19 protein-coding genes and 1 pseudogene are annotated in these 18866 nt (G+C 72.5%); 8 read left to right on the top strand and 12 right to left on the bottom strand.

All coding sequences use genetic code 11. The features are described from left to right. Window positions 1-149 precede the first annotated feature (149 nt). The 4 genes from lanKC to FF041_RS23195 all read left to right on the top strand — a co-directional run bounded on the left by lanKC (window position 150) and on the right by FF041_RS23195 (window position 6969). Window positions 150-2858, top strand: a complete 2709-nt coding sequence (gene lanKC, locus FF041_RS23210; RefSeq protein WP_323392464.1) for a class III lanthionine synthetase LanKC — start codon at window positions 150-152, stop codon at window positions 2856-2858. A gap of 32 nt (window positions 2859-2890) precedes the next feature. Next, the gene (locus tag FF041_RS23205; protein WP_153524591.1) at window positions 2891-3010 is read left to right on the top strand and encodes a SapB/AmfS family lanthipeptide; all 120 of its coding nucleotides are present in this window, start codon (window positions 2891-2893) and stop codon (window positions 3008-3010) included. 132 nt (window positions 3011-3142) lie between these two features. Continuing rightward, entirely contained in the window at window positions 3143-5155 is a 2013-nt protein-coding gene (locus FF041_RS23200; protein WP_153524626.1) for an ABC transporter ATP-binding protein, read from the top strand. After that, window positions 5152-6969, top strand: coding sequence for an ATP-binding cassette domain-containing protein (locus FF041_RS23195; protein WP_153524590.1), 1818 nt, complete (start codon window positions 5152-5154; stop codon window positions 6967-6969). Before FF041_RS23200 ends, FF041_RS23195 begins: the two co-directional genes overlap by 4 nt. 14 nt (window positions 6970-6983) lie before the next feature. Here the strand turns inward: FF041_RS23195 and FF041_RS23190 are convergent, their stop codons facing one another. The 3 genes from FF041_RS23190 to FF041_RS23180 form a co-directional block, all read right to left on the bottom strand. Continuing rightward, window positions 6984-7589 (bottom strand): response regulator transcription factor, encoded by a 606-nt coding sequence (locus tag FF041_RS23190; RefSeq protein ID WP_153524589.1) that lies wholly within the window; start codon window positions 7587-7589, stop codon window positions 6984-6986. A 501-nt stretch (window positions 7590-8090) separates the two neighbouring features. Then, window positions 8091-8570, bottom strand: a complete 480-nt coding sequence (locus FF041_RS23185) for a hypothetical protein (RefSeq protein ID WP_153524588.1) — start codon at window positions 8568-8570, stop codon at window positions 8091-8093. Window positions 8571-8579: 9 nt separating this feature from the next. Further along, window positions 8580-10025, bottom strand: coding sequence for a hypothetical protein (locus tag FF041_RS23180; RefSeq protein ID WP_153524587.1), 1446 nt, complete (start codon window positions 10023-10025; stop codon window positions 8580-8582). 156 nt (window positions 10026-10181) lie between these two features. Here FF041_RS23180 and FF041_RS23175 point away from each other — a divergent pair, with 156 nt between their 5' ends. Further along, window positions 10182-10667, top strand: a complete 486-nt coding sequence (locus tag FF041_RS23175; protein WP_153524586.1) for a hypothetical protein — start codon at window positions 10182-10184, stop codon at window positions 10665-10667. 26 nt (window positions 10668-10693) lie between these two features. Beyond that, window positions 10694-11005: a hypothetical protein gene (locus FF041_RS23170; protein WP_153524585.1), complete on the top strand. Its 312-nt coding sequence runs from the start codon at window positions 10694-10696 to the stop codon at window positions 11003-11005. Window positions 11006-11572: 567 nt separating this feature from the next. Here the strand turns inward: FF041_RS23170 and FF041_RS23165 are convergent. From FF041_RS23165 to FF041_RS23125, 9 genes are all read right to left on the bottom strand, one after another. Beyond that, complete coding sequence (locus FF041_RS23165; protein WP_153524584.1) at window positions 11573-12187, bottom strand: zinc finger domain-containing protein; 615 nt, start codon at window positions 12185-12187, stop codon at window positions 11573-11575. Between the two features lie 154 nt (window positions 12188-12341). Then, complete coding sequence (locus FF041_RS23160) at window positions 12342-12830, bottom strand: GNAT family N-acetyltransferase (protein WP_153524583.1); 489 nt, start codon at window positions 12828-12830, stop codon at window positions 12342-12344. Continuing rightward, window positions 12824-13708 carry a protein kinase domain-containing protein gene (locus FF041_RS23155; protein ID WP_153524582.1) on the bottom strand — a complete coding sequence of 295 codons (885 nt, stop codon included), beginning with the start codon at window positions 13706-13708 and terminating at the stop codon, window positions 12824-12826. The genes FF041_RS23160 and FF041_RS23155 overlap by 7 nt, the downstream gene beginning before the upstream one ends. Further along, on the bottom strand, window positions 13624-14322 hold the full coding sequence (locus FF041_RS23150; protein WP_323392459.1) for a DUF6875 domain-containing protein: 699 nt from the start codon (window positions 14320-14322) through the stop codon (window positions 13624-13626). The genes FF041_RS23155 and FF041_RS23150 overlap by 85 nt, the downstream gene beginning before the upstream one ends. Beyond that, window positions 14319-14726 carry a hypothetical protein gene (locus tag FF041_RS23145; protein WP_323392458.1) on the bottom strand — a complete coding sequence of 136 codons (408 nt, stop codon included), beginning with the start codon at window positions 14724-14726 and terminating at the stop codon, window positions 14319-14321. Before FF041_RS23145 ends, FF041_RS23150 begins: the two co-directional genes overlap by 4 nt. Window positions 14727-14838: 112 nt before the next feature. Next, window positions 14839-15243, bottom strand: a complete 405-nt coding sequence (locus FF041_RS23140; RefSeq protein WP_323392456.1) for a restriction endonuclease — start codon at window positions 15241-15243, stop codon at window positions 14839-14841. Window positions 15244-15522: 279 nt separating this feature from the next. After that, window positions 15523-16371, bottom strand: coding sequence for a helix-turn-helix domain-containing protein (locus FF041_RS23135; RefSeq protein WP_153524581.1), 849 nt, complete (start codon window positions 16369-16371; stop codon window positions 15523-15525). Between the two features lie 8 nt (window positions 16372-16379). Then, window positions 16380-16934, bottom strand: coding sequence for a DUF6879 family protein (locus FF041_RS23130; protein ID WP_153524580.1), 555 nt, complete (start codon window positions 16932-16934; stop codon window positions 16380-16382). Beyond that, window positions 16891-17169: a hypothetical protein gene (locus FF041_RS23125; RefSeq protein ID WP_153524579.1), complete on the bottom strand. Its 279-nt coding sequence runs from the start codon at window positions 17167-17169 to the stop codon at window positions 16891-16893. The genes FF041_RS23130 and FF041_RS23125 overlap by 44 nt, the downstream gene beginning before the upstream one ends. A gap of 22 nt (window positions 17170-17191) precedes the next feature. On the opposite strand from FF041_RS23125, the gene FF041_RS40130 reads away from it, so the two are divergent. Next, on the top strand, window positions 17192-17326 hold the full coding sequence (locus FF041_RS40130; protein WP_267133221.1) for a hypothetical protein: 135 nt from the start codon (window positions 17192-17194) through the stop codon (window positions 17324-17326). Window positions 17327-17340: 14 nt separating this feature from the next. Continuing rightward, window positions 17341-17965: pseudogene (locus tag FF041_RS23120) on the top strand (HD domain-containing protein). Window positions 17966-18866: the final 901 nt, after the last annotated feature.

Here is an 18866-nt window from a genome sequence, read left to right as displayed (position 1 = left end):
ACAGAGAAGTGCCGCACCACGGCGTGCGCCGCGCATGCGAATCGCATGCGCGGCGCACGCCGTAGTGGTGACAGCGACGACTGTTCCACCCCCCAACCGGTGTGACAGCTTCTTACTCGCCGAGACCGACGCCGAGCGACGGAGCAAGCGTGAACCCCGAGTACGCCGCGTACTGCCAAGCGGATGACGACTTCTACGACACCCCGCACCGCTCGCAGCGCACTGCCGACGACGGGGAGACGCTCTACGCTCCGGCCCGTACACCCGCCCCCCAGGGGTGGGAGACGACGCGGCACGGCGACTGGTTCTCGTACACCCCGCTGGGTCTGAAGCTGCCGCCCCAGGGCTGGAAGATCCATGTCTCGGCCGCACTCGACAACGCCGAATCGGTTCTGCGGCGGGTGGCCGACTACTGTCTGCCCCGGCGGATCCCCTTCAAGTTCGTCCCCGGCCACGCCCTTCTCCTGCTGCGGAACTCCAAGTACGGGGACCGGGCGGGCAGCGGGAAGTTCATCACGGTCTACCCGCACTCCGATGATGTCTTCCCCGAGGTCTGCACCGATCTGATGGCCCTGCTGAAGGGCGAGCACGGCCCCTACGTCCTGAGCGATCTGCGCTGCGGCGACGGGCCGGTGTACGTACGGTACGGGGCCTTCTCCGCCCGATTCTGCCTCGGCCCCGACGGCCGGTGGGTGACCGGCATCGCCGATCCCTCGGGCACCCTGGTCCCCGACCCGCGCGGCCCCTCCTTCAAGATCCCCGAATGGGTGACACCGCCCGCCTTCCTCACGCCGCATCTGGAGGCCCGCGCGGCGGTCGGCACCCAGGAACTGCCGTACGAATTCCTCGGAGCTCTCCACTTCTCCAACGGCGGCGGCGTCTACACCGCGCGTGACACCCGCAGCGGTGCGAAGGCGGTGCTCAAGGAGGCCCGGCCGTATGCGGGGCTCGCCACCGACGGCGCCGACGCGATCGCCCGGCTGGAACGCGAGCGCACCGCCCTCGAACAACTGGCCGGACTCGATCTCGTACCGCGGGTGCTGGGCGTCCACGACGTCGGAGACCACCGCTTCCTGGCGCTGGAACACATCTCCGGCACCCCGCTCCACACCCTCTTCGTCCGTCGCTTCCCCCTCATGTCCGCCGAGCCGGGCCCCGAGCGGCTCGCCGAGCACGTCGCCTGGGCGTGCCGGATCCACGGCCTGGTGGAGAAGGCCGTCGAAGCGGTGCACGCCCGGGGCATCGTCTTCAGCGATCTCCATATGAGCAACATCATGGTCTCCGACGACGAATCCCGGGTGGTGCTCCTCGACTTCGAGGCGGCGTCCCCGGCGGCCGAGAATCAGCGCCAGATCGTGGCCAACCCGGCCTTCATCGCCCCCGCCGGCCGGCGGGGCCTGGACATCGACCGGTACGCACTGGCCTGTCTGCGCCTGGCGCTCTTCCTCCCGCTGACCACGCTGCTCCTCACCGACCGCCGGCGGGTCCTGCGGCTGGTGCGGGACATCACCCGGATCTACCCGGTGACCGAGGACGAACTCCGCCCGGCGGTGGAGGAGATCCTGCGGGATGCCCCCGCCCCCGGCCCGGCGGAGATCACGGTGCCCGGACAGCGCGGGCCCGGCACGCCGGTCGCCGAGGACGCCCGGATTCCCGGGCCGAGAAGAGGCTTACGCACCCCCGGCTCAGCGGCGTCCGCCGATCCGGCCGACATCCCCGAACCGGGGGACTGGCCCCTCAGCCGTGACTCCATGGCCCGCGCCATCCTCGCCTCCTTCACCCCCGACCGCGCCGACCGCTGCTTCCCCGGCGACATCCTCCAGTTCGCCTCACCGGCCGGCGGCCAGTGTCTCGGCTACGGCGCGGCCGGAGTGCTCCACGCCCTCCATGAGACCGGCGCACCCGACTGCCCCGAGGCCCTGGAATGGCTGCTGGAACGGGTCAAGGCACCCGTCTCCGGCACCCCCCTCGGCCTCTACGACGGCCTCTCGGGCATCGCCTGGACCCTGCGCCGCCTGGGCCGCCCGGAGCAGGCCCTGGAAACCGCGCAACTGATCATCCGTCAACCGCTCGACGGAATGGGCCACGATCTGCACGGCGGACACGCCGGAATCGCACTCGTCCTCGATGAACTGGCCCATACCGCCGACGGCGCGGAAGCCACCGCCCTGCGCCGGGCCGCGGACCGCTGCGTCACCCTCGCCGCACAGGCGTTGGAATCCGGCCCGCCGTCCGTCTACACGGGGCTGCTGCGCGGTGCGACGGGCCTCGCCCTGCTCTTCATACGCCGCTACGAGTCGACCGGCGATCCCGCCCTGCTCGATCTGGCCGCCGACGCGCTCCGCCGCGATCTGGCCCGCTGCAAGCCGCACACGGACGGCGCGCTGCTCGTGATCGAGGGCAAACGGGCCATGCCCTATCTGGGCGCCGGGAGCGCCGGACTGGCGATGGTGCTGGACGAGTATCTGGCCCACCGCCCCGATGCCGCCTTCGATGCCGCCCGGCAGGCGATGCAGCCGGCGCTGCGCTCCGCCTTCTACGTCCAGCCGGGACTGTTCCGGGGGGTGGCCGGGCTGATGCTGCAACTGGCCCGGACCCCCGTCGGCGACCCGGCCGAACGGCAGCGTGTCATCCACCGCCACGCCGTACTCCTCGGCGTTCACTCCCTGCCCTACGCCGGTGAACTCGCCTTTCCCGGAGAGCAGTCGATGCGCCGGTCCATGGACCTGGCCACCGGCACCGCCGGATGTCTGCTCGCCCTCGGCAGCGCGTACGGGGACATCCCCGCTCCGCTGCCGTTCCTCTCGCCACGCGAGAGGCCCACGACCCGGCCCCAGCCAGGGGCCGTGCACCAATGAGACATATACCGTCCCCAAGGAAGGAAATCATCATGGCGCTTCTCGACCTTCAGGCCCTGGAGACCCCCGCCGAGGAAGCTATGGACGTGGAGACCAACAGCAACCTCAGCCTGCTTCTCTGCCAGGGCAGCAGCCTGAGCCTCACCTGCTAGTCACACCACCCTGAGGGGCCGGCCGGCGGGATGTCCCGCTGCCGGCCCCTCGGCTCGCCGGCCGGCCCCGGGCTGCTGCCCGGGGCCGGCCGATGGGCTGTGGCCCGGACCGGAAGGAGCTCCAGCGTGACGATGAGCAGGCCGGCGGCGCAGGCGTCCCCGCCGGGGTCGGCACCGTTCCGCTCCCCGCGCGCCGGCCGTCTCCCGCTCGCGGCCGTCGCCCTCTGCTCCATCGGCGCGGCCCTCGCCGCGCTCGCCCTGCCCCTGGCCCTCGGCAGCGCGGTGGACACCCTGGTGACCCGGGGCGAGATCCCCTGGCCCGAACTACGGCTCTGCGCGGCGCTGACCGCTGCCGAAGTCCTCCTGGACGCCGTCGTGGCCCTCCTCGGCGGGACCGTCACCGCCACCCGCACCGCCCGGCTGCGGACCACGCTCGCCGACCGGCTCGTACACGCCGAGCCACGCCACGGCCAGGCCGTCGCGCCCGGCGATCTGACCACCCGGATCACCGCCAACGCGGCCGAAGCCGCCGCGGTGCCCGTCGCGGCGGCGACCGCCGCCGCCACGGTCCTGGTGCCGCTCGGCGCGGTCGTCGCACTCTTCCTGATCGATCTGTGGCCCGCCGCAGCCCTGCTGGCGGGAGCGCCCTTCCTCATCGCCCTGCTGCGCACCCTCGTCCGGCGCACGGCGGACGCCTCGGCGGACTACCAGCGCGAACAGTCCCTGATCGCCGCCCGGACGACCGAGGTGCTGGACGGCATCGACACCGTGCGCGCGGCGCGCACCGCCGCCCATGAGCACACCAGGATCACCGAGCCGCTCACCCGGCTCTCCGCGCACGGGCGGCTGACCTGGCAGATCCTCGGCCGGGCCACCGGCGCGAGCGCGCTGCTGCTGCCCTTGCTCACCGTGCTGGTGCTGGGCGTCGCCGGGCTGCGGATGTCGGCCGGGGCGATCAGCGTGGGGGAGCTGCTGGCCGTCTCCCGCTACACCGTGCTCGCCGTGGGGCTCGGCGTGCTGACGGGGGCGCTGAGCACGATCTCCCGGGGGCGTGCCGCGGCCCGCCGGCTGGATCCGCTCCTCGGGCTCTCCGCCGTACCCCATCGCTCCCTGGAGCTGCCGCCCGGCGGCCCCGGCCGGGTCGAGCTGCGGGACGTCGATGTCGTACGGGACGGGAAGCGGCTGCTGCGAGGGGTGAGCCTGACGGTGCCCGGGGGCACCTCGATGGCGGTCGTCGGACGGTCGGGATCGGGGAAGTCGCTGCTGGCGGCGGTGGCGGGGCGGCTCACCGACCCCGAGGCGGGGACCGTCACCCTGGACGGGGTGCGGCTCGACGGCGTCGATCCGGTACGGCTGCGGGAGGAGGTGACCTTCGCGTTCGCGCGGCCCGCGCTGCTCGGTACGACGGTCGGGGACACCATCGCGTTCGGCGCCGGACGGCCGTCCGGGGAGCGGGTGCGCTCGGCGGCCCGGGACGCGTCGGCCGACGGTTTCATCGCGCTGCTGCCGCTCGGGTACCGCACTCCGCTGGAGCGGGCCCCGCTCTCCGGCGGCGAGTGCCAGCGGCTCGGCCTGGCCCGCGCGTTCGCCCGCACGGGGCGGCTGCTGATCCTCGACGACGCCACCTCCAGCCTGGACACGGTCACCGAGCACCGCGTCCAGCGCGCCCTGGCCCGCCGTGCGGGGGCCGGTACCAGAATCGTGGTCGCGCACCGGGTCTCCACGGCCGCCGACGCCGACGCGGTGGTCTGGCTGGAGAACGGCATGGTCCGCGCGACCGGCCCCCATGCCGTCCTGTGGGACGACCCGGACTACCGCGCCGTCTTCCACGCCGCCCGCCCGACAGCCCCGACGGCCCCGGGAGGGCCCGGTGCGGTGGGTGCGGCGGGTGAGCGCGCGGCTGGTCCGGTGAGCGGGAGTGCGGGTTCCGGTGCGGCCGGTGTGGGCGATGGGGTGCGCTCCATGCGGTCCGGTGGGGGCGAGCGTGAGCGTGACCCCGGTCCGGTGAGCGGCCGTGCGCCCACCCGGGCGTACGGGGCTCCGGGCCAGGCCGACGGCACCGCGACGGCCGGCCCGGACCAGGGGCGTACGGCCGGCCCTCTCGCCCGCCCGAGCCGACCCGGCCCCGGGAGGGAGGCCCGATGACCCCGGAGCACACCACAGTCACCGCCCCCGCCGCCGTGCCACCGGGCGCAGGACCGGCCGGGGCCGGAGAGCCGTCCGTTCCCCCGCCCGTCCCCCCGCCCGGCACGGCGTTCGGCCGGGTCGTACGCGAAGCCAGGCCGTATCTCCGCGCCCGCACCCGCGTCATCGCGCTGCTCGGCGGCTGGTCGCTGCTGGAGTTCGCCCAGACGTTCCTGGGCGGATTCGCCGTCGCCCGCGCCATCGACAGCGGCTTTCTCGACGGCGCCCCGGCGACCGGGCTGCTCTGGCTGGCCGTCGCCGCCGTCGCCGCCCTCCCCGCCGCCGTCGCCACCCGGGGCGTCTTCGCCGGGCTCGCCGATCTGGTGGAGCCGCTGCGCGACGGACTCGTACGCCGGGCCGTCGCCCGCGCCATCGGCACCGCGCTCACCGGCCCCACCGCCGCCACCACCGGCTCCGTCTCCCAGATCACCCACCAGAGCGAGATCGCCCGCGACGGCTGGGCCGGACTCGTCCTCTCCCTGCGCTCCTTCGTCTTCACCGCGGCGGGCGCGCTCGCCGGAATGGCGGTCCTCGCGCCCCGGCTCCTGCTGGTGACGCTGCCGCCTCTCCTGCTCGGCCTGGGGCTCTTCCTGGCCACGCTCGCCCCCATGGCCGCCCGTCAGCGCGCCTATCTCACCGCCGACGAGGCGTTCGCCGCCCACGCGGGACAGACCGCCGCCGCCCTGCGCGACATCGCGGCGGCCGGAGCGGCCGGGCGCGTGGTCGCCGAGGCCGGCGCGCTCGCCGGTGAACAAGCCGTACAGGCCCGCTCGCTGGCACGCTGGGCCGCGGTGCGGATCGTCGCGCTCGCGGTGTGCGGGCAACTGCCCCCGCTGCTTCTGCTGCTCGCCGCGCCCTGGCTGATGCGGCACGGGCTCACCAGCGGCGCTCTGGTGGGGGCGTTCACCTATCTGACGTACTCGCTGGCCCCGGCCGTGCACGCGCTGCTGGGCGTCCTCGGCACCGCCGCCGGGCGACTGGTGGTGGTACTGGACCGCTTCACCGGCCCCGCGCCGCTGCCGCCCCCGCCGCCCGGGCGGGCCTTCGTCCCGCCCCGTACCGCGCGGCCGGTCGCCGAACTGCGGGCGGTCACCTTCGCCTATGGCCCCGGGGCCCGCCCGGTGCTCGACCGGCTCGATCTCACCGTTCCGTCCGATGGGCATCTCGCCGTCGTGGGCCCCAGCGGCAGCGGGAAGTCCACCCTGGCCGCCGTCCTCGCCGGCGTCGTGCCCCCCACCGGCGGCGAGGTCCGCTGGCTGGGCCTCGCCACCGACGCGCTGGAGCCCACCGCCGTACGCACCCTGCTGCCCCAGCGGCCGTTCGTGTTCACCGGGACGCTCCGCGAGAATCTGCGCTATCTGCGCCCCGGGGCCCGGGACCGGGAGATCGCGGCGACGGTGGCGGCGATCGGTCTCGACGCGCTGGCCGAGCGGCTCGGCGGAGTGGACGCGCCGTTCGACCCGGGCCTGCTCTCCCAGGGCGAACGCCAGCTCATCGCGCTCGGCCGGGCCCATCTGACCACCGCCCCCCTGCTCATCCTGGACGAGGCGACCAGCCATCTGGACCCGGCCGCCGAAGCCCTGGCCGAGAGCGCGCTCGCCGCGCGCGCCGGGGCGCTGGTGGTCATCGCTCACCGGCTGACCTCCGCCGCGCGCGCCGAACGGGTGCTGGTGATGGACGGGGCCGACACGGTCTGCGGCACTCCCGCCGAACTGCCGGCCCGATCCGCGCTCTACCGCGATCTCGCCGGTCACTGGTCCCATGACCCCGGCTGATCCAGCGGCTGGTGCTACAGCCAGCCGAACTCCTTCGACAGTCTTATCGCGTCCAGCCGGTTGCGCGCCCCCGTCTTCCGGATCGCGGCGGCCAGATAGTTCCGTACGGTGCCACTGGCCAGATGGAGCGCCTTCGCGATCGACGACACCGACTCCCCTTCCGCCGCCAGGGCGAGCACCCGTAACTCGCGGGCCGAGAGCGGTACTTCGGCCGCCTGGAGCAAGCCGAACGCCAGCGACTGATCGATATGACGGCCGCCCGCCGCGACGCCCCGTACGACTTCGCACAGATTGTCCACCGGGCCGAACTTGTCTATATAGCCCCTGGCTCCCGCGTCCGAGGCCCTGCGCAGATCTCCGGCCCTGTCCCCTCTGGCGAGGACCACCAGGGCGGTGCCCCGGCCGGCCGGCTTCCGTAAGGTCTCCATGAGCGAGAGGACTTCCACGGACTCCGGACAGTCGAGATCGGTGACGAGTATGTCCGCGCCGTGCTCCGCCATGGCGGCGCGTACGCCGCCCTTGTCCGTGGTGCGCACATGGAGCCGCTGGTCCTTGCCGAGCAGGCAAGCCAATGAGGCACGCCACAGCGACACCGTGTGTACCAATAGAACCGTTGTCATGGGGCTGCTCCTTAGCTCTCTTCAACCGCTATTTCCGCGAGCTTGCGCAACGGGCGGTGATGCTCCGCACGTTGTGCTGCAACTTTCATCAGTTCACCGCAGCCGAGGCGCGCTTCACTGACGAACTGCCTAATACCCAGGACAGGCCGACGCGAGGGGGGCGTGCGAATGCATGAGGTGATCCCCTGTGCGCCCCTGTTGACCATGGCCCCGCGGGGGTCCTGCCCCCTGTGCCGAACGGGGAGACTACTTCCCAGCGGTCGCGGAACCAGTCACGGACGAGCCGGACGGGGCACGAAGAGTTCCGCCGGGCGGTACGGGACGATCCGGGCGGGCCGAGCCCTGCCGGTCCTGCCGTCGCCGGATCCGGGTCCCAGGATGGACCTTACGGCGGATTGTGCGGCGGGGGCCCATGCGGGCACTCGGGCGGCGCTCGGGCTCAGGGCGCCTTCGGTCCGCCGATGACCGCCCAGACCTCGTAGTACTTTCCTCTGCCCGGCATCACGCCCGGCGCGTGGCGCCGTCCGGCCACACCACATCCACCGGCACTCCGGCAGCGCGGGCCAGCTCGACGGTGTCCGCGGTCCCGCCCTTGCCGGACGGTGGGCTGCCGTCCCACACCGCGACGAGACGGTCGGCTCGCTTGAGCAACTCCGCGTTGGCCGCCTCGTAGGCGTCCCGACGCGCGGTCTCGTACGGCAGCGTCACCACCTCCGCGGCGGCGTCCACCAGACGGTCGAAGACCGGGGCATGGGCGGGCCGCACCTTCCTGGCCCGGTAGTCCCTCGAAGGGATCACGACGATCAGACGGCCGCCCACGGCCGTGACCTCCTCGGCGAACAGGGAGTCGGCGCCGGCGGCGATGCACGACACACCCGTGAGATCGCCGTATCCGGCCAGGAGTCCACGGAGCGCCGCCCGCACCGCCGGCACGCTCTCGTCGGCCAGATCCATGTGTCCGGTCACGGCCAGCGTCGTCATCCGTACTCCTCAGCTCGACAGCAGATCGCGGATGCCGTCCCGCGCCTCACGTACGGGGCCGGACGCGTGGTGCTCCACCGTGTACGGATAGAGCTGCTCCAGCTGCGCCCGCACCCGGCCGGACCGGCTGAGCCGCGACACCTCGATGGCGCGGCCCGCCTCCGCCGCTCCGCCGACGATATCGCCGAGCAGGAAGCGGCACTCGGCGAGACCGATCAGGTCGAGCGTATGGCCGCGCCCGGCCTCCGTTCCCCGGGCGGAGAGGGCCGTACGGATGTCGGCGGCGGCGCGCTCGGCGTGTCGACGGGGGTCCCGCCGGGCGAGTTCCAGGAGACGCCCTCCGGTGACCCCGGCCAGCTCGGCACGGTCGAAGTAGGCGATCCAGTACGGCTCGTCCTCCCCGGGGCCCGCGTCCGCGAGCGCTTCGGCCGCTCGGGCGGTCGCCCTCTCGAACCCGGCCAGTCGGCCCTGAGCGGCAAAAGCCCACGCCTCCCGGGTGTGGAGCATCGCGCGGACCCGGGGGCCCATCACCTCCCGGGCCCCTTCCTGAGCGAACTGGACGAGCTGGAGCGCATCGTCAGGACGGTCGCGGTACAGCATCTGCCGGGCCATCCCCGCCAGCACGTTGGCGCCGAACACCAGGTCCCCGCCCGCATGGGCGGCACGGAGCCCGAGCCGGTAGTAGTCCTGAGCCCGGCGGTGCAGCCCCGCGTCCCACGCCATCGTGGCCGCGGTCCCCGCGAGCTGCGCCATGCCCCGGTAGAGCCCGGTCTCGACAGCCGGAGTCTGGTGCTCATCGAGCGCTTCGGCGACCTCGCTGAGCTGCCCGAGCACCGCCCTCCGGCGCAGCGCCCCGCCGAAGCGGCGGCTCCACTGCCGTAACTCCCGCGCCGACTTCTCCAGTTCGGCCACGTCCCGGGCTCCCAGACGCCCGCGACGCGGCGGGCGTACCGGCTTCGCGGACGGCCGCAGCCATCCTTCCAACGGGTCGAGCAGGGCGGTGCCCGTGACGGCGGCCACGGTCAGAGCGCGCGCCATCGCGCGTCGGTCCATCACCAGATCGCTCCTCGTCAAGCCGGCCACCAGATGCGCCGTGGCGTCCGGACGCCACGGGATGTCGTCCGCGGCTCGGTCCCCCGATGGCTCCGCCGGCTGCTGGGCGGGCTGACTCTCCCAGGAACGGGGGGCCAGGCCGAGCAGCCGCCCGGGGATGCGGAGCCCGTCGGCGATCCGGCACACCACATCGAAGCTGGTGACGCGCTGGCCGCCGTTGATGATCGTGGACACCTTGCCCGGCGTCAGCTGGCAGGCTGCGCCGATCTTGTTCTGGGAGAGGCCGCCCCACTTCTTGATCAGAGTGAAGACGGCGGCGAAGTCGTGCTCGATCAGGGCTGCCCGTAAGTCTGCTCGGTCGAGCAGGTCGGGGGCGAGCGGGCTGGGGGCGCCAGCGTCCATACGGTCCCACTTCCGGGATGTTCCTCAGCACTCGAAGGTGCCTTACAGGAGCGGCGCGAGTCTATTACCGCCTCGGTGACTCCCGCCGGTCATCCCGCTGATACGCGATCCGGCCGATGCTGGTCAGGACGGCGGACAGCGACGATGGAGGACCCTGTGACCACGACGAACGACGACGCGATCGGCCGGTGGCTCGCCGCGTCGCTCGACGCCCCCGCGGACGCGTGGGCCGCTTGGCGCGAGGGCTCCCACGCCATGCTCCCGGCGGGCGTACGCTTCGACGCGGTCCGGCTCCCGGTCGAACTGGTGCACGCCGCCGCCGACAGCGTCCACGCGACGGTCGCCGAACACCTGACCGCCGCCCTCGACGGCCCGGTCATCTGCGACCCGGCCCGCTGGTACTACGCGCTCGTCCCCGCGCGCACCTCCGAGACCTGGACCTCCGGTCTCGCCCGCTGCCTCGGCTTCGGCACCTGGCTCGGCGTCCCCCGCCCCGACCTCACCGAACACGCCCTGCTGCACTGGTCCACACCCATGAACGCCCCGGGCGCGCTCTGCGCCCCCACCGCCGTCGCCGCTCTGGCGGAACGCGGCCACGAACACCTCATACCGCCCGCCGATCAGGAGTTTCCCCGGCCTTGACGGCCGATCAGGGAGAGGAACGCGTGATGATCAAGAAATTCATGATGAACAAGAACGTGCCCCTTGTCTTCATCGGACTCGGAGGCGTCAACTACACCTGGCTTCAGATGACAGAAGGTCTGGCACCGGTGTGGTGGATCCTGTGGGGCATATGCGCCACGGTGACCATCGCGCTCCGCGTCTACACGGAATACCTGCTCCGCAAGGTCCGCCGGTGCCAGCGGCTGTTGGTGCGCGCGAGGCCGGGCACCGCGGCGATGTCCGCCGAGACTTCGCCTCGGAAGGGAGCCGGGCGGTGCCCGGAACAAAGGGGTCCGGCGTACCCCGCCCACGAGTGACCGCTGCCCGGGCCGCGTGCCGGACCGCGCCCGCTGCCGCCTCGGTGGAAGGCTTCGCGCGTACGGGGGCCGGCCCCGGGCAGTCTGTACCGCCGGGCGGCAGCTCACCGAGATAGCGCGGCCGGCCGGGGTGCCCCGTGGCGCTGCTCGTCTGCGGGTGCGGGTTGGCGGTGACGTCGGTGGCGGGTGTGGGAAACCGGCGGCGCGGCCACCATGCCGGCGGATACGGTGCTACTGGCCTGGTGACGCTGACACCGGCACAGCACCAGCACCCGGAGGCTGGCCTGAAGCAAGTAAAGGAAACCGGCATGATCACCTGACAACGCCGCAGGTCAGGAAGTGTGGTCCCCGCGCCCGCGGGGATGGTCCGCGCGGTCCGGCGGGCGATGGCGTCGGCACCAGGTGGTCCCCGCGCCCGCGGGGATGGTCCTGCGCATGTAGAAGGGCATGAAAAAGCCCCGTCGTGGTCCCCGCGCCCGCGGGGATGGTCCGATGAAGGGCGGCCAGCCGAACCTGGTCATGGTGTGGTCCCCGCGCCCGCGGGGTCGACCAACGCCGGGGCCCTCTCTAGCCGTGGGAGCGGTTCTTTTCGATAGCGCGGAGTCTCCGCGCCTCGTTGACCTGCGCGCTGATCAGAGAGTCGAACAGAGCTTCCGGATCGCCGTCGGGCCCTGCAGTGGTGGAGAGGAGCGTGGCGATGAGGCTGGCGAGAACGGTGACCAGGTCTGCCGATCTCGCCGGACCGCGGGCTTGCAGCAGCTGCCGCACGGCGTCGTCGATGCGGTCCAGGGTCGCCTCGTCTTTGAGGGCTATGCCGAGCCGCTCCGCGAGGAAGATCCTCACAACCGCCACGCCGTCGCCCAGGGCGAGGTCCACGTTGTAGTCGGTTCGCGCCTTCTCCGCTTCTTTCAGGACGGCTGGCATGGTGAACCGCTTGGGCTCCGCCCACAGCCCGCGCTGCTTCCACTGCTCGTACGGGAGCGGCCCGGCAGCGTCGCGGCGGGCGCGGTGATGGTCGGCTGGGTGGCCGTTGCTGGTGCGGCAGGCGCGCCCCATGACGGCCTTGCACGTGGGGCATTCGAGGCGGCGGTACCAGTCGCGCACGAGCTGCTGCTCGGGCCCGGATCGCAGGTGCCTGCGCCACTCGCCCCAGGTGTTCTGCGGCCCGTTATCCGTCCCCATCGACCGTCCCCTCAGCCCGGTGGTGCGTGCCGTACGCGATGCCGTGACGATGACCCTACCGGTGGAGGTGGTGCGTCCGGGGCGGAGAGTATGACGGGGCCTTGGGGGAGAGCCGCAGCTCGGGTGTCCTGGGGAGCAGCCCTCGGCATGTGCCTCACGGCTTCTGCAGCGCGTACGTCTGGTACGGCACGGTGGTTCCGTCGTCGGTGTGCCGGTCGGACGTGCCGACGCGGGTGAACCCGGCTTTGATCAGGACGCGTCCGGAGGCCGGGTTGTCGGGGTGGTGCATGGCCTCCAGCCGGTTCAGGCCGGCGGTGGTGAAGGCGATGGAGACGACCTGATCGGCGGCCAGGGTGGCGTAGCCGTTGTCCCAGCTGTCTTCCCGGAGGATGTAGCTGATGGTGCCCATGGACGGGGCTCGTCGCCGCAGGGCGATCAGGCCGATCAGCTCGTCGTCGGTGAGGATGCCCCAGCTCCACTGCGCGCGCGGGGTCTCGGCGGCTCTGGCGAGGGCTGTGCGGATCTTGTCGTGGGCCTGGTCGAGAGTGAGGGGCTTGCCGGTGGTGTGCCGGGTGGAGGCCCCGCTGTAGACGCGGGCGAGGGCGGGGGCGTCGTCGGGGCTCAGAGCGCGCAGGGTCACCATGCGGCGGTCAGCTCGTTCGCGGTGGGCCGGTCGGCGGGGTCGGGGGCCAGGCACGTGGTGACGGCGTCCTCGAACTCGGGGTACGGCCACGGCCGGACGTCGCGCAGCACGGTGATGGTGCCCCTGGCGATGACGGCCAGCTTCTCCGACCGGTCGAGGTCGTCGTCGTAGGGAACGGGGCGCTGGCCGGTCCAGCACCAGAACAGGGAGGCGCCCAGGCTCCAGATGTCGGCGGGCGGCTGTGCCTGGATGTGGATGTCGGCGGGGGTGGCGAGGATCTCCGTGGCGAGCTCGGGGGCGGTGGTGTGGGTGAGGGCTCCCCGGTAGGGGACAGGACGGTCGTCTCCGGGGCCGCAGGCGAGGGCGTAGTCGATGACCTCCGCGTGGCCGGCGTGCGTGACGAGGGTGTTGGTGGGCTGGACGTCGGCGTGGGCCCAGCCGGCGGCGTGCATGAGCGCGAGGTGCTCCGTCCAGGTGCGGGCGATGCCCGCGAGCCAGGGGCGGACCGAGGCGCGGTCTCCTTCGGGCCCGCGGGCGAGGGCGAGGGCCCGCCACAGGGGTACTGTGTCGATCCAGTTGACGCCCAGCCACCGGCCGCCTTCCCATGTCCCGGCGCTCACCCGGTAGTCGGAGCTGAGGGCACCGGCGGCGGTGAGGCGAAGAAGATGGTCGTCCTCCTGGGCCATCTCGGCGGCCTTGTCGCAGGCGTCGTCGCCGTCTGGGTCGTTGGCCTTCAACGCGACGGCTCCCTTGGGGCCCTGGATCTTCCAGACCCGGGAGCCGCGCCGGTCGCTCAGGAGCTGGATCGCGGTGGGCTCGCCGGTCTGTCCGATGAGGAGGGAGACGGCTTCGCCGGGGGGAGCAGGTGCCTGGCCCATGTGCGGATCTCCGTCCACTCGGTGGGAATGTGCTCGAACACGTCGCGGCCGTCGTCGTCGGCTGCGGCGAGCGCGGCGGCCAGGTCGGGGGTCGCGCGCAGGAACTGCGGGTCGCGGCGACGGACGGCGGCCCTCACCGGGAGGAACGAGGCGGGGGCGGCCGGGATCCGGTGGCCGGCCGCGGTGACTTCCTCTTCTCCCGCATAGAACTTGCCGAACATCACCCCGACCGGCCCGTACAGGTTCTTCAGCACCCAGTGCGGCCAGGCGAGCAGGTCACGGTGCCGGGTGCCGGGCACCTCGCCCACCAGGACGATGTTCTCGCACCGCAGGATGCCGTGCGGCCGGTTCAGCACGGGCCGCAGCCACTCCGCGGCCTGGGCGCCCGCGTGGAAGAGCTCCGCCTGGACGGCTTCGGCGCTTCCGTCGGCGCGATAGACCGTCCAGGTCGTCAGGCCCGCCCGGAGCGATGGGGCCAGGTAAGGGCAGTGGGCGGTCATCTGCCGCGCGTAGTCGCTGATGTCCACGGATCTCGGCCGGGTGGTGCTGACCTCAACGAGGAGCAGCGCCCCGGCGGTGGGCCGGGGCGCCGGCGTGGTGCGGCCGGTGGTCACCGGCGGGCGGTCTCCGGCTGGTCGGGCGCGACGTCGTCGTCGCCGTCGCCGCCGGTCGGGGAGCAGTCCCACTCGGCGACCACGGTGCCGGTCTCCCGGTAGCGGACGAGCGTGTCCTGGTCCACGTTGCCGTCGGTGCCGGTGAACCAGATGTCCGGCAGTGGTCCGTACGTCTCCTCGTAGGCGGCGACCCAGGAGATCGGGCCGTGGCCGTTGTTGGCGGTGTGGCCGATCGGCTGGCCGGCGGTCTCCTGGCAGAGGGCCGCGTAGGCGGGGGTGCCGAGCAGTTCGTGCCAGGCCGCGTCCACGGCCGGGGAGAACATCTCGGGTGCGGACTGGCCGTTGTCGAAGCGCTGGCCGGTGATGGTCAGGAACCGGCGCAGCTCGGTCGTTGTGGTACTCACGGTGGTGCCCCTCTCGGTGTCGAGTGGTGCTCGCCCGGCCCGGGTTGGGCCGGGAGTGGTGCCGTGCACCGCGCACTCGGGAGATCCGGTCTCGTCCGGGTGCGCGGTGCTCTCAGGGGGTCGTGACGGCCTGGGGTGCGACGCCTGCGACGCGGTCCAGGCGCTCGTACAGAGCGCGTACGAGCCGGGCGGGCCGGGCGGGCCGCTGGGCGCAGCGCGCGGTGCCTTCCAGCGGAACGGACAGGCGCCGGTCGGCTTCCTCCAGGACGACATCGGCGAGGGCGCGGGCGGCGTGGTCTTCGGGCAGCAGGTCCGCAGCGCGCCGGACGCCGGCGGCCACTGCGCGGGCGTGCCTGGTCAGTTGGAGGGCGATCTGCTCGTAGTCGCGAGGTTCGAGGTCTGGGTTCTTCCACGCGGGCACGGCGGTGACGAGCGCTTCGTGCGGGGCGCGGTCCGGGGGGTGCTCGGCCTCGATCAGGCCGTGGGGGTCGTAGAGCACGGCGTGGGTGTCGCTCACTGGCGGCCCGCCGCGTCGCCCTGGTCGTGGTCGCCGGTGTTGGCGTCGGGGGCCTGGGCGGCGAGGAAGCGGGCGTAGCTGCGGTCGGCGCGGGCGACCAGTGCCGGGAAGGGCCGGCCGAAAGTCGGACGGCTGGAGGCCGGGGCCTTCTGGTGCGGGGCTGGCGGGTGTGGGTGCGCTCATGGGCACCGCCTTCTGTCGCTGGGTGCGTCGCTGTCGTTCGACGCTACGGAGGCCACCGCTCGGTCCTCAACGAAATTGCGGGTAATTGCGGGGGGTTCACTCCAGGGCGCTGATCGCGGCCCGGATGAGGTCGCGGGCGTCGTCGCCGTACACGGCCATCTCCGCGAGGCCGACGAACGCCTTGGCATAGTCGGCGAGTTCGCGTGGCTGGGTCACCTTGATCTCTGCCGTCAGCGTCTCCACCACGGCCACGTCGCCGTCGTGGAGGTAGAACGCTTCCAGCGGCCACACGGTGCGCTGCGCCGTGAACGGGATGATCCCGAGCGAGACGGACGCGAGCGGCATCACGGCCAGGAGGTGGCGCAGTTGCCCGCGCATCGCCTCGGGGTCGGCGGTGCGGTAGCGCAGGACGGACTCCTCCATGAGGACGACGTAGCGGTGGTCGCCCTCGTAGAGGAAGCGGGAGCGGGCGATGCGGGCGGCGACCGCTTCGGCGACGTCGTTGGGGGTGCCCTGGAAGCTGGTGATCTGTTCCATGAGGGCGGTGGCGAAGCCGGGCGTCTGGAAGAAGCCCGGCGGCACGTTGGAGACGTAGACCCGGCAGACGCGGGTGCGCTCGTGCAGGGTGTTCCAGTCCTGTTGGACCTTGCGCATCCCGTCTTTGTGCAGGCGGCGCCACTCCAGATACATCGAGTCGACGGCGCGGGCGGTGGCGATGAGGTCGTCGGCCTGGTTGTCCGCGTCGCAGGCCGTGCACCAGGCGCGGATATCCGCGTCGGAGGGCGGGGCGTCGCCCTTTTGGATGCGGGTGGTCTTCGCCGGGTGCCAGCCGCACCGGGCGGAGAGGTCCTTCCCGGTGAGCCCGGCGTCCTTGCGCAGGTGCTGCAACCGCACGGCGAGCGCCTCGCGGGCTGCTTGTGCGCTGGAGGATGGGGAGGCGGTCATGGGGCTGCTCAGAGGGCTTGGACGGTGTACTTCTCGTGCGGGACGCCGCGTTCCCAGACCGTCTCGAACGCGGTGGTGCACAGCGCGACGGCGGCCGGGACGCTGGTGCGTTCCCTGCCGTTGGTCGCCCAGGCGCCGGTGCCGGTGAAGTGGTGGAACTGCACGAGTTGCCCGTCCAGGAGCCAGAAGTCGTTGCCGGGCAGCGGGATGTCAGAGGCGCGGCGGCGGGGCAGCCAGCGCACGTCCTCTCCGGCCTGGAGGTTGAGCGGGGTGATGGCGTGCTCGTAGCGGATGTAGTCGGTGACCGGCTCGGAGACGATCCGGGCGCGGCGCATCACCACGCCGCGGGCGACCGCATCCTGAACGAGCGGCATCCACTGGGGCCAGAACGAGCGGGTCGGGTCGAGGTTCGGGACGCCGGTCCGCAGGAAGGCGGCGTAGTCGTCCCTCTCGTCTCCGACGGCGTAGACGTCGCGCATCTCCAGGTGGACCGCCGTGTGGTGGGTGTCGGCGAGCAGATCAGCGAACGTCGCGGTGTTCAGCGCTTGCGCGTTCAGCGGCATCGCACGCCTCCCTCAGAATCGGCACCATGCGGGCCGGAATCCGGATCACCCGCTCGTGTGCGGGGATCCCTGTCTTGTGGCCGGCCACCCACTCGGTGGAGCCGACCAGGGCCCGAAGGAGGGCGTCGGCTTCCTCGCCCTGGAGGACCAGGTCCGCGCTCTCCTCTTCCACCCACACCGTAGGTGATCCCTCGCCGCCGGTGTTGGGGTCGATCCCGACGAACCGTAGCGTCATCGCTTACTCCCCTGTGAGTCGGTTGCGCGTAGTTGCGCAGACCGTCCCGCAGGCCGGTACCGACGTCAAGGGCTCCTATCCGGCCAAGGCAGCGCTGTCGGCGGGATCGCGGCGCGAGCTCGCCCACGTCCACTACGTTCTCGATCCCAGCCGCTGACACCGCAGGACCTCATGGCCGACGACATCACCCAGGGCACCGCGAGTTTCATCTCCGAGATGGGCGTGCTCAAGCGCGTCGCACGGACCGGCTGGTGGTTCACCGGCAACAAGGCCCCGGAGTCCGTCGCGGAGCATTCCTTCCGCGTCGGGGTGATCGGCTCCGTGCTCGCCATGATGGAGGGCGTTGACCCGGCGAGGGTCGCGCTGCTGTGCCTGTTCCGCGACTCTCAGGAGACGCGGGTCGGGGACATCCCGCACAGCGGCCGGAAGTACCTGAAGGCCGCCCCGAACAGGGAGGTGCCCGCTGACCCGGTCGCCAACGCCCACCCGGCCGTCCGCACCGGGGTGCAGGGAGCGCTCGACGAGTACGAGGCCGGCGAGACCTCGGAGGCGGTCGTCGCCCGCGACGCCGACAAGCCCGAACGCCTGGTCCAGGCAGTCGAGTACCGGGAGCAGGGCTACAGCCTCACCCAGAACTGGATCGACACCAGCCTCGCCTCGCTGAAGACGACGTCCGCGAAGGGCGCTGGCCGATGCCGCGCTGAGCACCCGTGGTCCCCGCGCCCGCGGGGTGCCCCGGACATACCGGCCCGTACGGCGGCGATGTCATGGTGGAGGCGGGGCAGAAGCCGGGTGAGATCGGCATAAGCGGGCGGCCGCATGGAACGCCGCCAGCCCGGCCGAGAGCCGATGCCGCAGTCCCCGCAGGCTTGTTCGGTTGCCGGAGCGGCGTGCGCCGTCCCGGGGAGGAGGGCGGTGCTGCCGAGTCCCAATCCGGTGCCGAGTGGCGGGCTCGTTCGGCGCCGACGCTGTATCTGTCCCGGCTCGGCCGGGTCGTTCCCGGTCGTTCGGGCGGGCTGGCGCTGCTTGTCTGCGGGCGTGGGTTGGCGGTGACGCCGGTGGCGGGTGTGGGAAACCGGCGGCGCGGCCACCATGCCGGTGGATACGGTGCTACCGACCTGGTGACGCTGACACCCGCACAGCATCAGCACCCGGAGGCTGGCCTGAAGCAAGTAAAGGAAAACGGCATGATCACGTGACAACGCCGCAGGTCAGGAGGTGTGGTCCCCGCGCCTGCGGGGATGGTCCGTCGGTGACCAGGGTGTCGACGGCGACGCCGCCGTGGTCCCCGCGCCTGCGGGGATGGTCTGCCGCGCCCGGACATGGTTGCGGCCCCGGACCCGTCTGCTCGGGGTCCGGGGCCGCAGCCGTCGTGTGCGCGGGGTCAGCCGGGTTCCGTGACGCATGGTGCGCACGGCCTGCCGTCAGTCTCCGGTGGATCACCAGGGCGCGGCCATCGTGGAAGTCCGCAGTCCGTGTCCCGGCCCCGGAGTACGCGACCGCGGGGTATACGCCGCATCCGGTGCGGTCGGCATCGTGGAACTCCGCCGCCCCCCGGTGTGAGTGGTACGGGGGTCTGCGCCGGGGACGGAGTCTGTGGCGGTTCAACATCCCTGCGTTATCGGCGGAAGGCCGATTCGGTGTCGGTGGCGCGTTGTTGTCGCCAGAGGGCCATGGCCTGGGCGTGTGTGCGGAGT

The sequence above is a fragment of the Streptomyces jumonjinensis genome (genome assembly GCF_009600885.1).
In the GTDB taxonomy this organism is placed as follows: domain Bacteria; phylum Actinomycetota; class Actinomycetes; order Streptomycetales; family Streptomycetaceae; genus Streptomyces; species Streptomyces jumonjinensis.
This window is presented reverse-complemented; position numbering and strand designations above follow the sequence as displayed.

Bases quoted from the DNA above. Each gene is read 5' to 3' on its own strand.
- FF041_RS23165 (WP_153524584.1), bottom strand. From the start codon at position 12,187: ATGGGGACGGATAACGGGCCGCAGAACACCTGGGGCGAGTGGCGCAGG.
- FF041_RS23155 (WP_153524582.1), bottom strand. From the start codon at position 13,708: ATGGGCCAGGCACCTGCTCCCCCCGGCGAAGCCGTCTCCCTCCTCATC.
- FF041_RS23190 (WP_153524589.1), bottom strand. From the start codon at position 7,589: ATGACAACGGTTCTATTGGTACACACGGTGTCGCTGTGGCGTGCCTCA.
- FF041_RS23135 (WP_153524581.1), bottom strand. From the start codon at position 16,371: ATGACCGCCTCCCCATCCTCCAGCGCACAAGCAGCCCGCGAGGCGCTC.
- FF041_RS23125 (WP_153524579.1), bottom strand. From the start codon at position 17,169: ATGACGCTACGGTTCGTCGGGATCGACCCCAACACCGGCGGCGAGGGA.
- FF041_RS23205 (WP_153524591.1), top strand. From the start codon at position 2,891: ATGGCGCTTCTCGACCTTCAGGCCCTGGAGACCCCCGCCGAGGAAGCT.
- FF041_RS23130 (WP_153524580.1), bottom strand. From the start codon at position 16,934: ATGCCGCTGAACGCGCAAGCGCTGAACACCGCGACGTTCGCTGATCTG.
- FF041_RS23200 (WP_153524626.1), top strand. From the start codon at position 3,143: ATGAGCAGGCCGGCGGCGCAGGCGTCCCCGCCGGGGTCGGCACCGTTC.
- FF041_RS23170 (WP_153524585.1), top strand. From the start codon at position 10,694: ATGATCAAGAAATTCATGATGAACAAGAACGTGCCCCTTGTCTTCATC.
- FF041_RS23185 (WP_153524588.1), bottom strand. From the start codon at position 8,570: ATGACGACGCTGGCCGTGACCGGACACATGGATCTGGCCGACGAGAGC.
- FF041_RS23195 (WP_153524590.1), top strand. From the start codon at position 5,152: ATGACCCCGGAGCACACCACAGTCACCGCCCCCGCCGCCGTGCCACCG.
- FF041_RS23180 (WP_153524587.1), bottom strand. From the start codon at position 10,025: ATGGACGCTGGCGCCCCCAGCCCGCTCGCCCCCGACCTGCTCGACCGA.
- FF041_RS23160 (WP_153524583.1), bottom strand. From the start codon at position 12,830: ATGGTGACCCTGCGCGCTCTGAGCCCCGACGACGCCCCCGCCCTCGCC.